Raw genomic sequence first — 14,664 nt, 5'->3', positions numbered from 1 at the left:
GAACATGGGAAAGATCAAGTGCGCGCTGATCGGGTCGGGCAATATCGGCACCGACCTGATGTACAAGCTGTTGCGCAGCGAAGTGCTGGAACCGGTATGGATGGTCGGCATCGACCCGGAATCCGAGGGCCTCGCCCTCGCCCGCGACAAGGGGCTGAAGACCACCGCCGACGGCGTGGCGGGCTTGCTGCCGCACGTGAAGGCCGACGGCATCCGCATCGCGTTCGACGCGACCAGCGCCTATGTGCACCGCGAAAACTCGGACGCGCTGACCGCGCTGGGCGTGAAGGTGATCGACCTCACCCCCGCCGCGATCGGCCCCTACTGCGTGCCACCGGTGAACCTCGCCGAGCACCTGGCCGCTAACGAACCCAACGTCAATATGGTGACCTGCGGCGGCCAGGCGACCATCCCGATGGTGTACGCGGTCAGCCGCGTGCAGCCGGTGGCCTACGCCGAGATCGTCGCCACCGTCTCCAGCCGCTCGGCAGGCCCGGGCACCCGCAAGAACATCGACGAGTTCACCCGCACCACCGCCGGTGCGGTGGCCAGCGTCGGCGGCGCGCGCGAAGGCAAGGCCATCATCGTGCTCAACCCGGCCGAACCGCCCTTGATCATGCGCGACACCATCCACTGCCTGACCGACGAGACGCCCGACGAGGCGGCGATCACCCGCTCGGTCAACGAGATGGTCGCCGAGGTGCAGCGCTACGTGCCGGGCTACCGCCTGGTCAATGGCCCGGTGTTCGACGGCAAGCGCGTGTCGGTCTACCTGGAAGTGGCGGGCCTGGGCGACTACCTGCCGCGCTACGCCGGCAACCTCGACATCATGACCGCCGCCGCCTGCCGCACCGCCGAGGCGCTGGCAGGCGGCATGCTCAAGCTCGACACCCTGTAAGGAGCGCGCGATGAACCTCACCGGCAAGAAGATCACCGTCCACGACATGACGCTGCGCGACGGCATGCACCCCAAGCGTCACCAGATTTCGCTCACCCAGATGGTCGACATCGCGCGCGGCCTCGACGCGGCCGGCGTGCCGCTGATCGAAGTCACCCACGGCGACGGGCTGGGCGGCGCCTCGGTCAACTACGGCTTCCCGGCGCACAGCGACGAAGAATACATCTCGGCGGTAGTCGGCACCGTCAAGCAGGCGCGCGTCTCGGCGCTATTGCTCCCCGGCATCGGCACCGTCGACCACCTGAAGATGGCGCACGAATTGGGCGTTGCCACCATCCGCGTCGCCACCCACTGCACCGAGGCCGACGTCTCCGAGCAGCATATCGGCATGGCGCGCAAGCTCGGCATGGACACCGTAGGCTTCCTGATGATGGCGCACATGAACACGCCGGAGGGCCTGGCCCGCCAGGCCAAGTTGATGGAGGGTTACGGCGCCAACTGCATCTACATCACCGACTCGGCCGGCTACATGCTGCCCGAAGACGTTACAGCGCGCATCCGCGCGGTGCGCGAGGTACTTTCTGACAGCACCGAGATCGGCTTTCACGGCCACCACAACCTGGCGATGGGCGTCGCCAACTCGCTCGCCGCGCTGGAAGAAGGCGCAACACGCATCGACGCCGCCGCGGCGGGCCTGGGCGCCGGCGCCGGCAACACGCCGCTTGAAGTGTTCATCGCGGTGTGCCAGCGCATGGGCATCGAGACCGGCGTCGACGTGTTCAAGATCTCCGACGTCGCCGAGGACCTGGTGGTGCCGATCATGGACTTCCCGATCCGCATCGACCGCGACGCGCTGACGCTGGGTTTTGCCGGCGTCTACGGCTCCTTCCTGCTGTTCGCCAAGCGCGCCGAAGCCAAATACGGCATCCCCGCCCGCGAACTCCTGCTCGAACTGGGCCGGCGCGGCATGGTCGGCGGTCAGGAAGACATGATCGAAGACACCGCGCTGACGCTGGCGAGGGAGCGCGGCCTGCGCTGAAGCCTTGCACCACTCTGACCTGGCACGACACCCCGGCCTTGCGCCGGGGTGTTTCTTTTGGCCATGTCGTAATTAAAAGTTGGTGGTGCTGCTACTGACATCGCGGGCTGTTCTTGCGGCAGCCACCCTTCCGCGTAGGCTCGCGTCGGCAACACCCAGGCTCAACCTACCAACTTTCAATTGGTACATCGCCTTTTTTCCTAGCGCCTCCTCCCTAAAACCCCGACCCCGGCTGCTTGAGGAACTCGGTTTCCTCGGGCGTCGAGGTGCGCCCAAGGATCGCGTTGCGGTGCGGGTAGCGGCCGAAACGGTCAACGATGGCCTTGTGTTTGAGTTCGAACTGGTAGCTGCCCTCGGCCGCGTATTGCCTGAACAGCGCCTCCGCGTGCGCGTGGATCAGCCGCGACTCGCTATGCATATAAGGCAGCAGCAGGAAGCCGCGTTCGGTCTCGGCAAGCACATCCAGCGCGCCGGCGGCGACCGCCTCTTGCGCGAGCGCGAGCGCCATCGCGTCCTGCGCAAACGCAAGCGGCGTGCCGCGGTGGATATTGCGCGAGAACTGGTCGAGCACGATGATTTCTGCGAGCCGCCCGCGTGCGCTTGCGCGCCACTCGAACAGCTCGCCCGCCGCGGCCTGCCGCCACAGCCCGCCGAAGCGCCCGGCGAGGTGTGCGTCGAACGCCGGGTCCACCCGCCACCACTGGGCGGGGGCGACTTCGCCGAACCAGAACCCCAGCACGTCTTCCCACATTGCGGCCTCCTCAAGTCTTTGCACTGACCCACGCCGGTCTCTCGCGGGTAGCACCCACCCGGCACCACGCCCGAGGCAGCAGGGTACTGATCGACATCAACAATCGAATCAGAATGCGAAATTACATATGTATATTTATATATAATCTTCAGACAGATTGAGCAATCGCTACTCCCCGCAGGCCTGCCACCATGAAAAATTTCCACGAAACCCTGTTCGAGGCCGCGATGCTCGCCTACGGCCGGGTCCTCAGCCGCTACGGCATCCTGGAAGGCGGCGAGGTGATGCGCGAGGTCGGCAAGGAGTTCCTGGGCCACCTGCTGGAGAACGGGCTCGAATTCGACGAGCAAGGCAACGACGAGGACATCGGACGGCTGATCCGCGTGTTCGAGGCCAACGGTTTTGCCAGCAGCATCGACATCGAGGCGGACGCGGCCGGCAGCGGCGCGACCATCGCGTTTCGTAACGTGTACGGTTACGGCGCGTACCGCCGCCTGTACGAGTACACCGGCAACGCCTTCCTCGCCTGCCCGGTCTGCCTGTGCTCGCAGCACCTGCTGGGCAAGCGCGGCAAGATGGTGCGCGGCCACGCCGTCGACTACTCGCCCGAACAGCGCAGCTTCAGCGTGTGGCGCGAGGTGGTCGACATGACCGACGACCAGGAGAGCGTCAGCGCCCTCTCCGTCGAGCCAGCCCGCATCATCGAACGCACCGAGGCGCGGCAGCGCCAGGCAGAACGGTTCGCGGTGTCCGACCCGCTGACCGGTCTGCCCAACCGCCGCGGCCTCGAGACGTGCGGGGCCGAGTGGCTGGCCATCGCCGAGCGCGACACGCTGCCGTTCAGCGTGCTGATGCTGGACATCGACCACTTCAAGTTGGTGAACGACCGGCACGGCCACCACGTCGGCGATATCGCGCTGCAGGCCATCGCGCACGCGTGCCAGCAGGCGCTGCGCCAGGGCGACCTCGTCGGGCGCTGGGGCGGCGAGGAATTTCTGGTGCTGATGCCGCAAACCGACGCGGCGCAGGCCGCCCAGGCCGCCGAACGGCTGCGCCGCGCCATCGAGCACATGCCGATCCAGGACGGCCAGCACGGCCAGTTGTGGCTGACCGCCAGCCTGGGCGTGGCCAGTCGGCCTGCCCGTGCGGTGACGCTGCAGTCGCTGATCGACCGCGCCGACTCCGCGCTCTACCAGGCTAAGGCCGGCGGGCGTAACCGCGCGGTCAGCGCGCCGGCGCCCTGAGCCCGATCCCCAGCACGACAAGGCCGGCATCGCGCCGGCCTGTGTGCTGCCCCATCCGGCTTTACGCCAGCGGCGGGTAGTCGTTGTAGCCGGCCTCGCCCGCCGTGTAGAGCGTTGTGCGGTCGAAGCGCGCCAGCGGCAGGCCTTGGTGCAGGCGGCGCACCAGGTCAGGGTTGGCGATGTAGTGGCGGGCGAACGACACCGCCGCGCCTTCGCCTGCACGCACCGCCGCGTCGGCACCCGCGCCGTCGAAGCCGTCGTTGAGGATCAGCGCGTCGCCGAAGTGTTCGCGCGCTAGGGCGAACGCGTCGATGTCGTCTCGCGGTGCCCGCATCACGTGCAGGTAGGCGATGCCGCGGCACGCCGCGGCGCGCATCAGCGCGGCGTGGCTTTCTGCCGGGTCGGCGTCCGAAGTGTCGTTATAGGTATTGCCTGGGTTGAGCCTCAGGCCTACGCGGCCGGCGCCGCAGGCGGCGGCCATCGCCGCCAGGCACTCGTCGGCGAAGCGCACGCGGTTCTCCAGCGTGCCGCCGTATTCGTCGTCGCGCAGGTTGGTGCCGCTGCAGAGGAAGGTCATCGGCAGGTAGCCGCTGGTGCCGTGCAGTTCGACCCCGTCGAAGCCCGCTTCCAGCGCGCGGGCGGCAGCGTCGCCGTGGTGGGCGACTACCGCACGCACCTCGGCGGTGGACAGCGCGACAGGGGTGTCGAAGGGCTGCATGCCGGCGCTATCGGTGTAGATTTCGCCGCGCGCGGCGATGGCCGACGGCGCGACGGTACGCACGCCCGCGCCCTTGATCTGGCGGCTGCCGACGCGCCCGGCGTGCATCAGCTGCAGCACGATGCGCCCGCCGGCCTCGTGCACGGCGTCGGTCACCCGCCGCCACGCGCGCACCTGTTCGCGGCTGAAGATGCCGGGCTGACGGCAGTAGGCCTGCCCTTCCGGCTCGGGCCATGCGCCCTCGGCGACGATCAGCCCGGCGCTGGCGCGCTGCGCGTAATAGTCGACCATGGCGGTACCGGGCACGCCGGCAGCATCGGCACGGTTGCGCGTCATCGGCGCCATCACGACGCGGTTGGAGAGCTTAAGCTCGCCCAGGGCGAGCGGGTCGAACAGGGTGGGCATGTAAACTCCTGGCCGCCCGCCCTGACGGGTAGGCGGCGTGAGGTGGACAGGCGCTAACGCACGCGGATTTTCGGGTCGGCCGTGCCGCGGCGCATCGCCTTCAAGAAGCCGTTCACCGGCGCCGGCGCCGCCACTTCGGGTAGGGTGTCGCGGTCGGGCCGGCCGGCCCAGAACGCCTGCCACGACGGGAACAGCTCGTGGAAGGTGCCACGGTAGGGCTCGCGCCCCGGCCAGCGCATCTTCATGTCGCCGATCGGCGGCGCGTTCAGGTCGCTCGCGTACCAGTAACACGGCAGGCGGCGGCGGAAGACCCATACGCCGTCGACGCGCTCGTAGTCGTCCCAGTACAGCATCTGCATGGTCACCCACTCGCGGCCGCACTCGTGCTCGTTCTTCGAGTAGACGACACCGACGGCGTGGTCCGGATCGGTGAACTCGATGATGTGCTGGCCGATATGGTGCGAGGTGCCGGTGAACTGGTCACGCAGCGTGTCGTCGACCCAGGCCTTCAGGTGCGCGCGGCCGACCTTGTCGCGGCCGACACGGATGTCGGGCGCGAACAGGTTGACGTGCGCGTCCAGGTCGCGCATGTCGAGCGACAGCGCGTAGCGTCCGGCAAGCTGGCGGATCGCCTCGACCGACTCGAGCCGGTCGACCCTTTCTTCGAGCGTCATTTCGGGCATCGCCTACTCCAGCGCGGTCACGAGGTCGGCCGCGCGGCCGCCGTCGACCGACAGCACGGCGCCGGTCACGTAGCTTGCCTCGTCGCTGGCGAGGAACAGGATCGCGTTGGCGAGCTCTTCCGGCCGGCCGACGCGCTTCATCGGGATCAGCCGCTCGGTGCCGGCGCGCGACTTCTCGTCGGAGAGCATGCCGGCGGTCGCCGGCGTCTCGACCACGCCGGGCACCACCACGTTGACGCGCACGCCGCTGGGTGCGCCTTCACTGGCCGCCGCGCGCGAGAAGTTGATCACCGCCGCCTTGGCCGCCGAGTAGCCGGCCATCCACGCGGTGCCGAACAGACCGCAGATCGACGCGATATTGACGATGGCGCCGGGCGAGCCCTGTTCGCGGAAGATGCGCAGCGCGCTGCGCGTGCCGAAGAAGGTGCCGTCGACGGTGGTCGTGAAGTTCGAGCGCCACGCGTCCAGCTCGGTGTCGGCGATCGCGCCCCAGCTGTACGCCATCGCGTTGTTGACGACGATGTCGAGGCGGCCGGCCCTGGCGCGCGCCGACTCGATCGCGCCGGCGATCTGATCTTCGACGCCGACGTCGGCGACCACATAGTCGCAGCGGCCGCCGCGCGCGCGCACCGCCTCGGCCACCGCCGCCAGCGGCGCCTCGCGGCGGCCGCAGATGAACACATGCGCGCCCTCCTGCGCGAAGCGGTGCGCGGTGGCCTCGCCGATGCCGGAACTGCCGCCGGTGATGAAGGCGACCTTGCCTGCCAGTCTCTTGCCCATGTCCGCCTCCTTACTTGAAGTAGCTGCCGCCGTTGGCGACGATGTCGGCGCCGGTGACCATCGCCGCGTCGTCGGACGCGACGAAGGCGACGGTGCGCGCGATGTCTTCCGGCTCGGCCATGCGGCCCAGCGGAATGGCGGCGACCATGCTGTTGATCCAGTCCTGGCCGACCTGCTGCATGATCGGGGTGTTGGTCGGGCCGGGCACCACGTTGTTGACGCGGATGCCGCGCGGGCCCAGTTCGCGGGCCAGCGAGCGCGCCATGCCGTGCAGCGCGGCCTTGGACGCGGCGTAGTGCAGGCTGCCTTCGCCGGAGATCGCCGAGGTCGACGAGATGTTGACGATATTGCCCTTGACGCCGTGCTTGACCATCAGGCGCACCGCCTCGCGCGTGCAGTAAAAGGTGCCGTTGAGGTTGACGTTGATCACGCCCTGCCAACCCTCGTCGGCCATGTCGATGATCAGGTCGGGGAAGACGGTGACCGGCTCGCCGCGGGCTATCTGCTCGCCGCGCAGCGCGAGGCGGGTCAGGAGCTTGTCGAAACCGTCGTTCTTGCAGTTGCCGATGCCGGCGTTGTTGACCAGCACGTCGAAGCGGCCGTAACGCGCGTCAACTTCGGCGAACACGGCGGCGACCGCGGCGCTGTCGGCGATATTGACCGTGCGGGCCATCGAGCTTTCAAAACCGGCGACGGTTTCTTCAGCCGCGGCGAGGTTGATGTCGACCGCGACCACGCTGGCGCCCTCGGCTGCCAGTTGGCGCGCGATCGCGCGCCCCATGCCCTGCCCTGCGCCGGTAACCAGCGCAACCTTGCCTGCAAATCTCATCTTCAGCTCTCCTTGGGCGGGACCTCCCCGCCCTGACGATGCTGACGAGCGCGCGCGCGCCCGGCATCGTCCGCCAGGACTAGCCACAGATACACAAAGCGGATAGTGTTTGTGGAACATCAATGCGTTAGACATTGAAAAACGCCAAGCCTTCGTCCGATCGGACGATGCCCGCGCGTGCTCGCCCCCCTAGCGTGTGCCCTGACCAGGCTCAGGCCGGCGAATATCAAAAAGGGAGACAACCACGATGAACGCGCACGTCGGCCAGCTGGCCACCCCACCGCTCGCGCAAATCCTGCAAAGGCAGCGCGCGGCCTTCACCGCCGAGGGCGCGGTCAGCGCCGCGGTCCGCCGCGACCGGCTCGCCCGACTCGAGGCGATGCTGAAGAAACACGCCGACGCGCTCGCCCGCGCGCAGGACGCGGACTTCGGTGGCCGCCACCCGGGCTTCTCGATGATGAACGACGTGCTCGCGCCAATCATGTCGGCCAAGCACTGCCGCAAGATGGTGCCGCGCTGGATGAAGACCGAGCGGCGCGCCGGCCTGTTCCCGTTTTCCTTGTTCGGCCAGAAGACCGAGTTGCGTTACGAGCCCAAGGGTGTGGTCGGCATCATCGGCACCTGGAACGCGCCGGTGTTCACGCTGGCGAGCCCGCTCGCCTACGTGCTCGCCGCCGGCAACCGCGCGATCGTGAAACCCTCCGAGATCACCCCGCGCACTGCGCACGCGTTCGCCACCGGCATCGCCGAGTTCTTCAGCCCCGACGAGGTCGCGGTGGTCGAGGGCGGGCCGGAGGTCGCCGACGCGCTGTCCCGCCTGCCGCTGGACCACCTGGTGTTCACCGGCTCGACCGCGATCGGCAAGAAGGTGATGCAGAACGCCAGCGAGAACCTGGTCCCGGTCACGCTGGAGCTCGGTGGCAAGTCGCCGGTGATCGTCGGCAAGAGCGCCGACATCGCGCGCGCCGCCGAACGGCTGGCGGTGGGCAAGGCGAGCAATTCCGGCCAGATCTGCGTGTCGCCCGACATCGTCTACGTCGACGAGGCGCGCGCCGACGCGCTGGTTAACGCGCTGAAGGCGGTGTTCCAGCGCCAGTTCCCGTCAATCGAAGGCAACGCCGACGTCACCCAGGTCGTCAACGCGCGCCACTTCGAGCGGGTACAGGGCTATATCGACGAAGCGCGCGCCGCCGGCACCCGCGTCGAGCTCGCCGGCGAGGCGCCGGCCGACGGCAGCCGCCGCCTGCCGATGGCGCTGCTGGTCAACCCCTCGCCCACGCTCAAGGTCATGCAGGAAGAAATCTTCGGCCCGGCGCTGATCGTGCTGACCTACCGCAACGTGAAGGACGCGGTCGCCGACATCAACGCGCGGCCGCGCCCGCTCGCGCTCTACTACTTCGGCAACGACAAGGCCGAAGAGCGCTACGTGCTCGACCACACCCTGTCCGGCGGGGTCGCCGTCAACGACGTGCTGATGCACGCCGCGCTGCAGGACGCGCCGTTCGGCGGCGTCGGCGCCTCCGGCATGGGCCGCTACCACGGCCGCGAGGGCTTCAACGAATTCTCTCACCTGCGCACCGTCTACCGTGCCGGCTGGTTCGACCCGCGGCAGAAGATGGGGACGCTGCCACCCTACCCGGCCGATCTGACGGCCAAGATCCGCAAGTGGGTCGGCCAATGAGCGGCGCACCGGTGGTGCTCGTCACCGGCGCGAGCCGCGGCATCGGCCGCGCGACCGCGCTTGCGTTTGCCCGCGCAGGCTGGCGCGTCGCCATCGCCGCGCGCACGCAAAACTCTGGCGAGCGGCACGCGCATCAGCTTGCCACGCGCGACGGCACACCGCTCGCCGGCTCGCTCGCCGAAACCGCGCACGCGATCGAGGCGGCCGGCGGCGAAGTGCTCGCCGTGCCCATGGACCTGCTGGATATCGCTTCGGTCGACGCCGCACTGGACGCGGTGCTCGCGCGCTTCGGCCGCATCGACGCGCTCATCAACAACGCGATCTACCAGAGCGCCTCGCTGAACGCGGCCTTCCTCGAGATCGACGACGGGGAATTGCAGCGGGTATTCACGGGCTACGTGCAGGCGCCCTTCCGGCTGACCCGCCGCGCGCTGGAGAGGATGCTTGCGCAGGGCGCTGGCGTGATCGTCAACGTCACCTCCGGCGCAGGCGAGACCGACCCGCCGCTGCCGGCCGCCAAGGGCGGCTGGGGCTACGCCTACGGTGCGGGCAAGGGCGCGTTCTCGCGCATGGCCGGCGTGATCGCGACGGAGCACCAGGGGTCGGGCGTACGCGCGTACACGGTCAACCCCGGCGTCGTCGCCACCGAAGCGCTGAAGGCGACGATTGGTGACAACGGCGAGCTCGCGCGCCGCCTGGGCGCGGCCGACCCGGCGCTACCGGCAGCGGTGATCCTGATGCTGGCAGAAGGCGATGTGGGCGGCGCACTGCAAAAGCGCACGGTACAGGTGCCCGACTACCGGCTGGACGACAGCGGCCGCGCCGTGCCGCGCTAGCCTGAGCAAGCCTGCGGCGGCCCGAAACGACAATGCCCCGCGCGATGCACGGGGCATTGCTACATCCGCAGCCGGCTCAATTCGAGCCGACCTGCTGGCCCAAGGCGCTCACGCTGTTGAGCATGATGCGCACGAGTTCGGTCTGCCGGCGCACGCCGGTCTTGGAGAAGATCGAGCGCAGGTGCGCGCGCGCCGTGTTGTGGCGGATGCCGAGTTCCTCGGCCGCCTCTTCCAGCGACAGCCCGTTGGCGAGATGCACCGCCAGCTGCGACTCGGCCTGGGTCAGCCCGAACAGCTTCTGGGTGACTTTGAGCGGCGCCTGGCTCTTCTGCTCGGCGTCGCGGATATAGACAATCGCCGCCGGGCGCTGGCGGCCGGACACCCAGTCGTTCGGCGGCACCGCCTTGACGACGACGCCAAGGCTGACCCGCCCGGACGGCCGCGCGAGCGACAGGGCCTCGGCGATGGTCGGGTCGCTCTCCGGCTTCTCGCCGGCCGAACGCGCCAGGCTGTCCTTGATCAGCGCCTGCAGCGCACGGTTGTCGCCCGGGTACGACGCCTCCAGCCGCCCCTGCGTACGCTTGAGCCCGTCGCCCTCGGAGAGCAGCGTGCGCGCGATCTGGTTCTGCTCGAGAATTTGCGCCTTCTCGTCGAGCACGATGGTCGCGACCATCATCCGCGACACCGCCTCGCTGTAGAGCAGGCCGACCGACTCGTTCGCGTACATGCGGGTCTGCAGGTTCAGCGTGCGCTTGAGGTGCGGTAGCAGCAGCGCGAGCAGCTGACGGTCGGCCTCGTCGAACGCGTCCGCGTCCTCGTCGCGCGTCACGCGGATCTTGAATTCGCCGTCGTCCAGCGTGCGGATGTCCGCCGCCATCACGTGGAACACGCCGTACGGTCCGCAAAAATGCTGGTAAAAAGGCGACGCGCGCCATTCGCTCTCGCCCATCAGGTCGCCGATGGTGTACACCCGGTCGCTGACCAGGTCGACGAAGGGGCTCGGGTAGTTGTACTGCACGCGCTTTTCGTGACGCGACTCGAACACCTTGCCGGCGGTGATCATGTTGCCGACGTCGCTGTCGCTCTCGGGACGGACGATCAGGGTGACGAAATTCGCGCGGAACACTTCGCGCAGGGTATCGACCGCGCGCTGCCAGTTCGACGGTTCGTACGCGGTCTCGTAGAGGGTGCCCAGCGCGTGGCTGAACTCGGCAAGGCTGACGCGGGTGGCCAGTGCTTCACTCATCGGAAAGCCCTCCGTGCGAATCAGCTGAGGGCAAGGACATCGTGGGGTGGTAGGGCATGCTGTTTCCTTTGTAGCTTGCTCGGCCTCTGACGGGCCCTGGCGGCGGGCCATGCCATGCACGACCCGCCGTAAAACAGTTTATGCCATTTGTAAATCTTGGCGTCAACGGCCGGTTCAGGCCGCCTGCCGGCTTGCCTCGCCCTGCAGGACGCGCTCGCCCTGGCGCTGCCAGACCGACAGGTTCAGCCAGTACGCGAGCGCCGGCGCCAGGGTGATCGCGCCCAACACGTTGACGAAGAACATGAACGCGAGCAGCACGCCCATGTCGGCCTGGAACTTCAGCGAGGAGAACGCCCAGGTGCCGACCGACAGCGCCATGGTCAGCGCGGTGAACACCGCGGCAGTCCCGCGCTGGCGCAGGGCCTCGTAGTACGCTTCGCGCAGCGGCAGACCACGCAGCCGCATCTCGTGCTCGATGCGCTCGAAAAGATAGATGCCGTAGTCGACCCCGACGCCGACCCCCAGCGCGATCACCGGCAGCGTCGACACCTTCAGGCCGATCCCGAGGCGCGCCATCAGCGCGTTGCACAGGATGGACACCAGCGCGAGCGGCACGATGATGCACAGCACCGCGCGCCACGAGCGGAAGGTCAGCAGGCACAGCAGGGTGATCGCGCCGAAGATCGCCAGCAGCATGGTCACCTCGGCGTGCTCGACCGCCTCGTTGGTCGCCAGCGCGACGCCGGCGCTGCCGCCGGCCATGCGGAAGGTGACGCCCGGCGTGTGGTCGGCCGCGATCAGCCGCTTCATTTCGCTGCCCACATGCGCGAGCGTCGCCCCCTTGTGATCCTGCAGGTAGATGAGCACCTGCATCGCGCCGCAACCGTCGACGGTCAGCCCCATCTGCGGGTCCATCGCACGCGCGCCCTGGCGCAGGCTGTCGCCGGTCGACGGGATGAACGCCCAGCGCGGGTTGCCTTCGTTCTGCCCGGCGATGGTGAACTTGGCTGCCGAGGGCAGGCTGACCACCGACTGCACGCCGGCGACGCCCTTCATGCGGTGCTCGAAGCGGTTGACCGCCTGCATCAGCGCCGGCGAGAGGCACTCGCCGCCCTCGGCGCCGGTCTTGCTCTCGACCACTGCGGTCAACACATCCATCCCGATCGAGTAGGTCGACACAATGCGGTTATGGTCCTGGTTGTAACGCGACTCGGCGCGCAACTCGGGCACCCCGCTGCCGATGTCGCCGACCTCGAGCTTGCGCGACTCCAGCGTGCCCCAGCCGAGCACCGCGAGCGACGCGACAATGGCGACAAGCGCCGGTGCCGGCGTCGCGAACGCCGAGATCTTCCACCACAGTGGGTGGCGCGCGTCGCTGTCGGCACTGCTGCGCGCACCGCGCTCCAGCCTCAGGAAGGACAGCACGATGGGCAGGAATACCTTGTTGGTCAGGATCATCAGCGTCACGCCCAGGCAGGCGGTGATGCCCAGTTCGCGCACGATCTGGATGTCGATCATCATGATGACCATGAAGCCCAGCGCGTTGGTCAACAACGCGACCGCACCCGGGATGAACAGCTTGCGGAAGGCCGCGATGGCCGCCTCGCGCGAAGTACGCCCGGCAAGCACCTCCTGCTTCCACGCGTTGGTCATCTGCACCGCGTGCGACACGCCGATCGAGAAGATCAGGAACGGCACCAGGATGGACATCGGGTCGATGCCCAGCCCGAACGCCGGCAACAGGCCGACCAACCACACCACCGGCAGCAAGGCGACCAACAGCGCGACGACGGTCAGCTTCAGCGAACGGCTGTACGCGAACAGCAGCACCGCGGTGATCGCGAAGGCGATGCCGAAGAACATGAACACCTGGCCCAGTGCCGCCTGCACGTCGCCGACCACCTTGGCGAAGCCGACGATATTGATCTCGATCCCGTCGCTGGAGTATTTGGCGCGGATGTCTTCGAGCTTGCCGGCGATCTCGGCGTAATCGACCGGCTTGCCGGTCTCCGGGTTGATTTCCTGCAGGTCGGCCTGCACCAGCGCGCCCTTCTGGTCGTTGGCGACCAGGCGGCCGATGGTGCCGGAACGCGCGACGTTGCGCTGCACCACGGCCAGCTCGTCGGGCTGTGCGGAAAAACGCGCCGGCACCACCACGTCGCTGACGAAACCCTCCTCGGTCACCTCGGTGTAGCGCACCGACGGCGTGAACAGCGACGAGACCCGGGTACGGTTGACGCCGGGGATGAAGAACACCTCGTCGGTCACCGCGCGCAGCGTGTCCATGAACGGCTTCTGGTAGATGTCGCCGTCGCCCTTCACGCGCACGTTGACGAGGATGCGGTTGGCCCCCGAGAACACGTTCGCGTAGTCGGTCAGCGTCTTCATGTACGGGTGAGACAGCGGGATCAGCTTGTTGAAGCCCGGGTCGAGCCGCGCCTGGCTCGCGCCCCAGGCGAGCGCGAGGGTGACTGCAGAAAACAGGATCAGCAGGGTGTTGCGGTGGCGGATCAGCCGCTCGGCCACGCCGTCGACGAAACGGCGCAGACGGCTGTCGTGGGTTTGATTCATCTTATTGGTCCTCTTTCGCGATGCGCTTAAGGCCGGTCTCGCCGGCCACCACCAGTGCGCCGCCGGCCACGGCAACCCCGGTCAGCGCCAGCGGCCCGGTGCGCTTGACAAGGCGCAGCCCGGTGCCAGGTGCGTCCAGCTCGAACACGCTGCCGCCCTGACCGACCACCAGCACGCGGCCGTCGGCCGTGCGGGCGTGCCCGAACAGCGAAACCGGCATCGGCACGGACAGCTTCTGCCAGGAGGCGCCAAAGTCGCGCGTCAGGTAGGCGTTGCCGCGCAGGCCATAGGCAAGCCAGGTGTCGGCGTCCAGCCTTGCCACGCCGAACAGCGAGCCGTGGTAGAACGGCGCGAGTTTCTGCCAGCGCTGGCCGCCGTCGGCACTCTTGAGCGCCATGCCCTGCTCGCCGACCAGCATCGCGCGACCGTCGCTCCCCCCCTCTACCGCGTTGACGTGAAAGTCCTCGACGCCGATGTCGCGCTGCTGCCAGGCCTTGCCGCCGTCGCTGGACGCGAGAAAACGCCCGTAGCTGCCGTAGGCGAACAGGGTGCCGTCCGGCGACGCCCACACCCCCATCAGCGGCTCGGACACGTCCTTCTCCACCCGCAGCGTGGTCCAGGACAAGCCGCCGTCGCGCGTCGCCATGACCCGCCCGTCGCCGCCGCTGGCCCAGCCGTGCGCGGCATCGCGAAAATGCACGTCGGTCAGCGCGACGTCGAACGGGCGGTCGAGCAGGGCGCCCTGCCAGCTCACCCCGCCGTCGTTGCTGTAGAACACCGAGCCCAGGTCACCGACCGCGACCAGCCGGTTGCCGGCCAGGGCAAGATCGTTGATGCGCATGCTGTCGGTGCGCACCTGGGTCGGCGCCTGTTCCGGGTAGGGACGCGGCGAGAACGCGTACACCGAAGCGGCGGCGACCGCGGCGGAGACGGCGAGCCCTACGAGCGTACGCATGTCGGCTCCGGGATTTGGGCATGGGTCA

The 14,664-nt window shown here is 68.4% G+C and carries 13 protein-coding genes; 5 read left to right on the top strand and 8 right to left on the bottom strand.

What is annotated here, in order from left to right; translation table 11 throughout:
- Positions 1-4 precede the first annotated feature (4 nt).
- Together GZH52_RS07850 and dmpG are read left to right on the top strand one after the other, a co-directional pair.
- Positions 5-898 (top strand): acetaldehyde dehydrogenase (acetylating), encoded by an 894-nt coding sequence (locus GZH52_RS07850; RefSeq protein ID WP_163315926.1) that lies wholly within the window; start codon positions 5-7, stop codon positions 896-898.
- Positions 899-908: 10 nt separating this feature from the next.
- The gene (gene dmpG / locus GZH52_RS07845) at positions 909-1,937 is read left to right on the top strand and encodes a 4-hydroxy-2-oxovalerate aldolase (protein WP_163315925.1); all 1,029 of its coding nucleotides are present in this window, start codon (positions 909-911) and stop codon (positions 1,935-1,937) included.
- A 214-nt stretch (positions 1,938-2,151) separates the two neighbouring features.
- On the opposite strand, the gene GZH52_RS07840 is transcribed toward dmpG, so the two are convergent.
- Positions 2,152-2,688 (bottom strand): DUF924 family protein, encoded by a 537-nt coding sequence (locus tag GZH52_RS07840; protein WP_163315924.1) that lies wholly within the window; start codon positions 2,686-2,688, stop codon positions 2,152-2,154.
- A gap of 191 nt (positions 2,689-2,879) precedes the next feature.
- On the opposite strand from GZH52_RS07840, the gene GZH52_RS07835 reads away from it, so the two are divergent.
- Positions 2,880-3,932, top strand: a complete 1,053-nt coding sequence (locus tag GZH52_RS07835; RefSeq protein ID WP_163315923.1) for a GGDEF domain-containing protein — start codon at positions 2,880-2,882, stop codon at positions 3,930-3,932.
- 61 nt (positions 3,933-3,993) lie between these two features.
- Here GZH52_RS07835 and GZH52_RS07830 read toward each other — a convergent pair whose 3' ends face one another.
- Genes GZH52_RS07830 through GZH52_RS07815 form a run of 4 tightly spaced genes read right to left on the bottom strand, consistent with a single transcriptional unit; the run spans position 3,994 to position 7,347 of the window.
- Entirely contained in the window at positions 3,994-5,055 is a 1,062-nt protein-coding gene (locus tag GZH52_RS07830) for an alkene reductase (RefSeq protein WP_163315922.1), read from the bottom strand.
- Positions 5,056-5,108: 53 nt separating this feature from the next.
- Positions 5,109-5,738 (bottom strand): nuclear transport factor 2 family protein, encoded by a 630-nt coding sequence (locus tag GZH52_RS07825; RefSeq protein ID WP_163315921.1) that lies wholly within the window; start codon positions 5,736-5,738, stop codon positions 5,109-5,111.
- Positions 5,739-5,741: 3 nt separating this feature from the next.
- The gene (locus GZH52_RS07820) at positions 5,742-6,518 is read right to left on the bottom strand and encodes an SDR family NAD(P)-dependent oxidoreductase (RefSeq protein ID WP_163315920.1); all 777 of its coding nucleotides are present in this window, start codon (positions 6,516-6,518) and stop codon (positions 5,742-5,744) included.
- A 10-nt stretch (positions 6,519-6,528) separates the two neighbouring features.
- The gene (locus tag GZH52_RS07815; RefSeq protein WP_163315919.1) at positions 6,529-7,347 is read right to left on the bottom strand and encodes an SDR family NAD(P)-dependent oxidoreductase; all 819 of its coding nucleotides are present in this window, start codon (positions 7,345-7,347) and stop codon (positions 6,529-6,531) included.
- Between the two features lie 247 nt (positions 7,348-7,594).
- Between GZH52_RS07815 and GZH52_RS07810 the strand changes: the two genes are divergently transcribed.
- Entirely contained in the window at positions 7,595-9,028 is a 1,434-nt protein-coding gene (locus GZH52_RS07810; protein WP_163315918.1) for a coniferyl aldehyde dehydrogenase, read from the top strand.
- Complete coding sequence (locus tag GZH52_RS07805) at positions 9,025-9,864, top strand: SDR family NAD(P)-dependent oxidoreductase (protein WP_163315917.1); 840 nt, start codon at positions 9,025-9,027, stop codon at positions 9,862-9,864. The genes GZH52_RS07810 and GZH52_RS07805 overlap by 4 nt, the downstream gene beginning before the upstream one ends.
- Before the next feature lie 76 nt (positions 9,865-9,940).
- On the opposite strand, the gene GZH52_RS07800 is transcribed toward GZH52_RS07805, so the two are convergent.
- From GZH52_RS07800 to GZH52_RS07790, 3 genes are all read right to left on the bottom strand, one after another.
- A complete protein-coding gene (locus tag GZH52_RS07800; RefSeq protein ID WP_163315916.1) occupies positions 9,941-11,110 on the bottom strand; it encodes a helix-turn-helix transcriptional regulator in 1,170 nt (389 codons plus the stop codon).
- Positions 11,111-11,284: 174 nt separating this feature from the next.
- Positions 11,285-13,681 (bottom strand): efflux RND transporter permease subunit, encoded by a 2,397-nt coding sequence (locus GZH52_RS07795; protein WP_163315915.1) that lies wholly within the window; start codon positions 13,679-13,681, stop codon positions 11,285-11,287.
- Position 13,682: 1 nt separating this feature from the next.
- Positions 13,683-14,636, bottom strand: coding sequence for a WD40/YVTN/BNR-like repeat-containing protein (locus GZH52_RS07790; protein ID WP_163315914.1), 954 nt, complete (start codon positions 14,634-14,636; stop codon positions 13,683-13,685).
- Positions 14,637-14,664 lie beyond the last annotated feature (28 nt).

Origin of the sequence: Crenobacter caeni (assembly GCF_010435965.1) — a bacterium.
GTDB classification, from domain to species: Bacteria; Pseudomonadota; Gammaproteobacteria; order Burkholderiales; family Chromobacteriaceae; genus Craterilacuibacter; species Craterilacuibacter caeni.
Note: the sequence above shows the minus strand (reverse complement) of the source record. Positions and strands in the feature narration are given on the sequence as shown.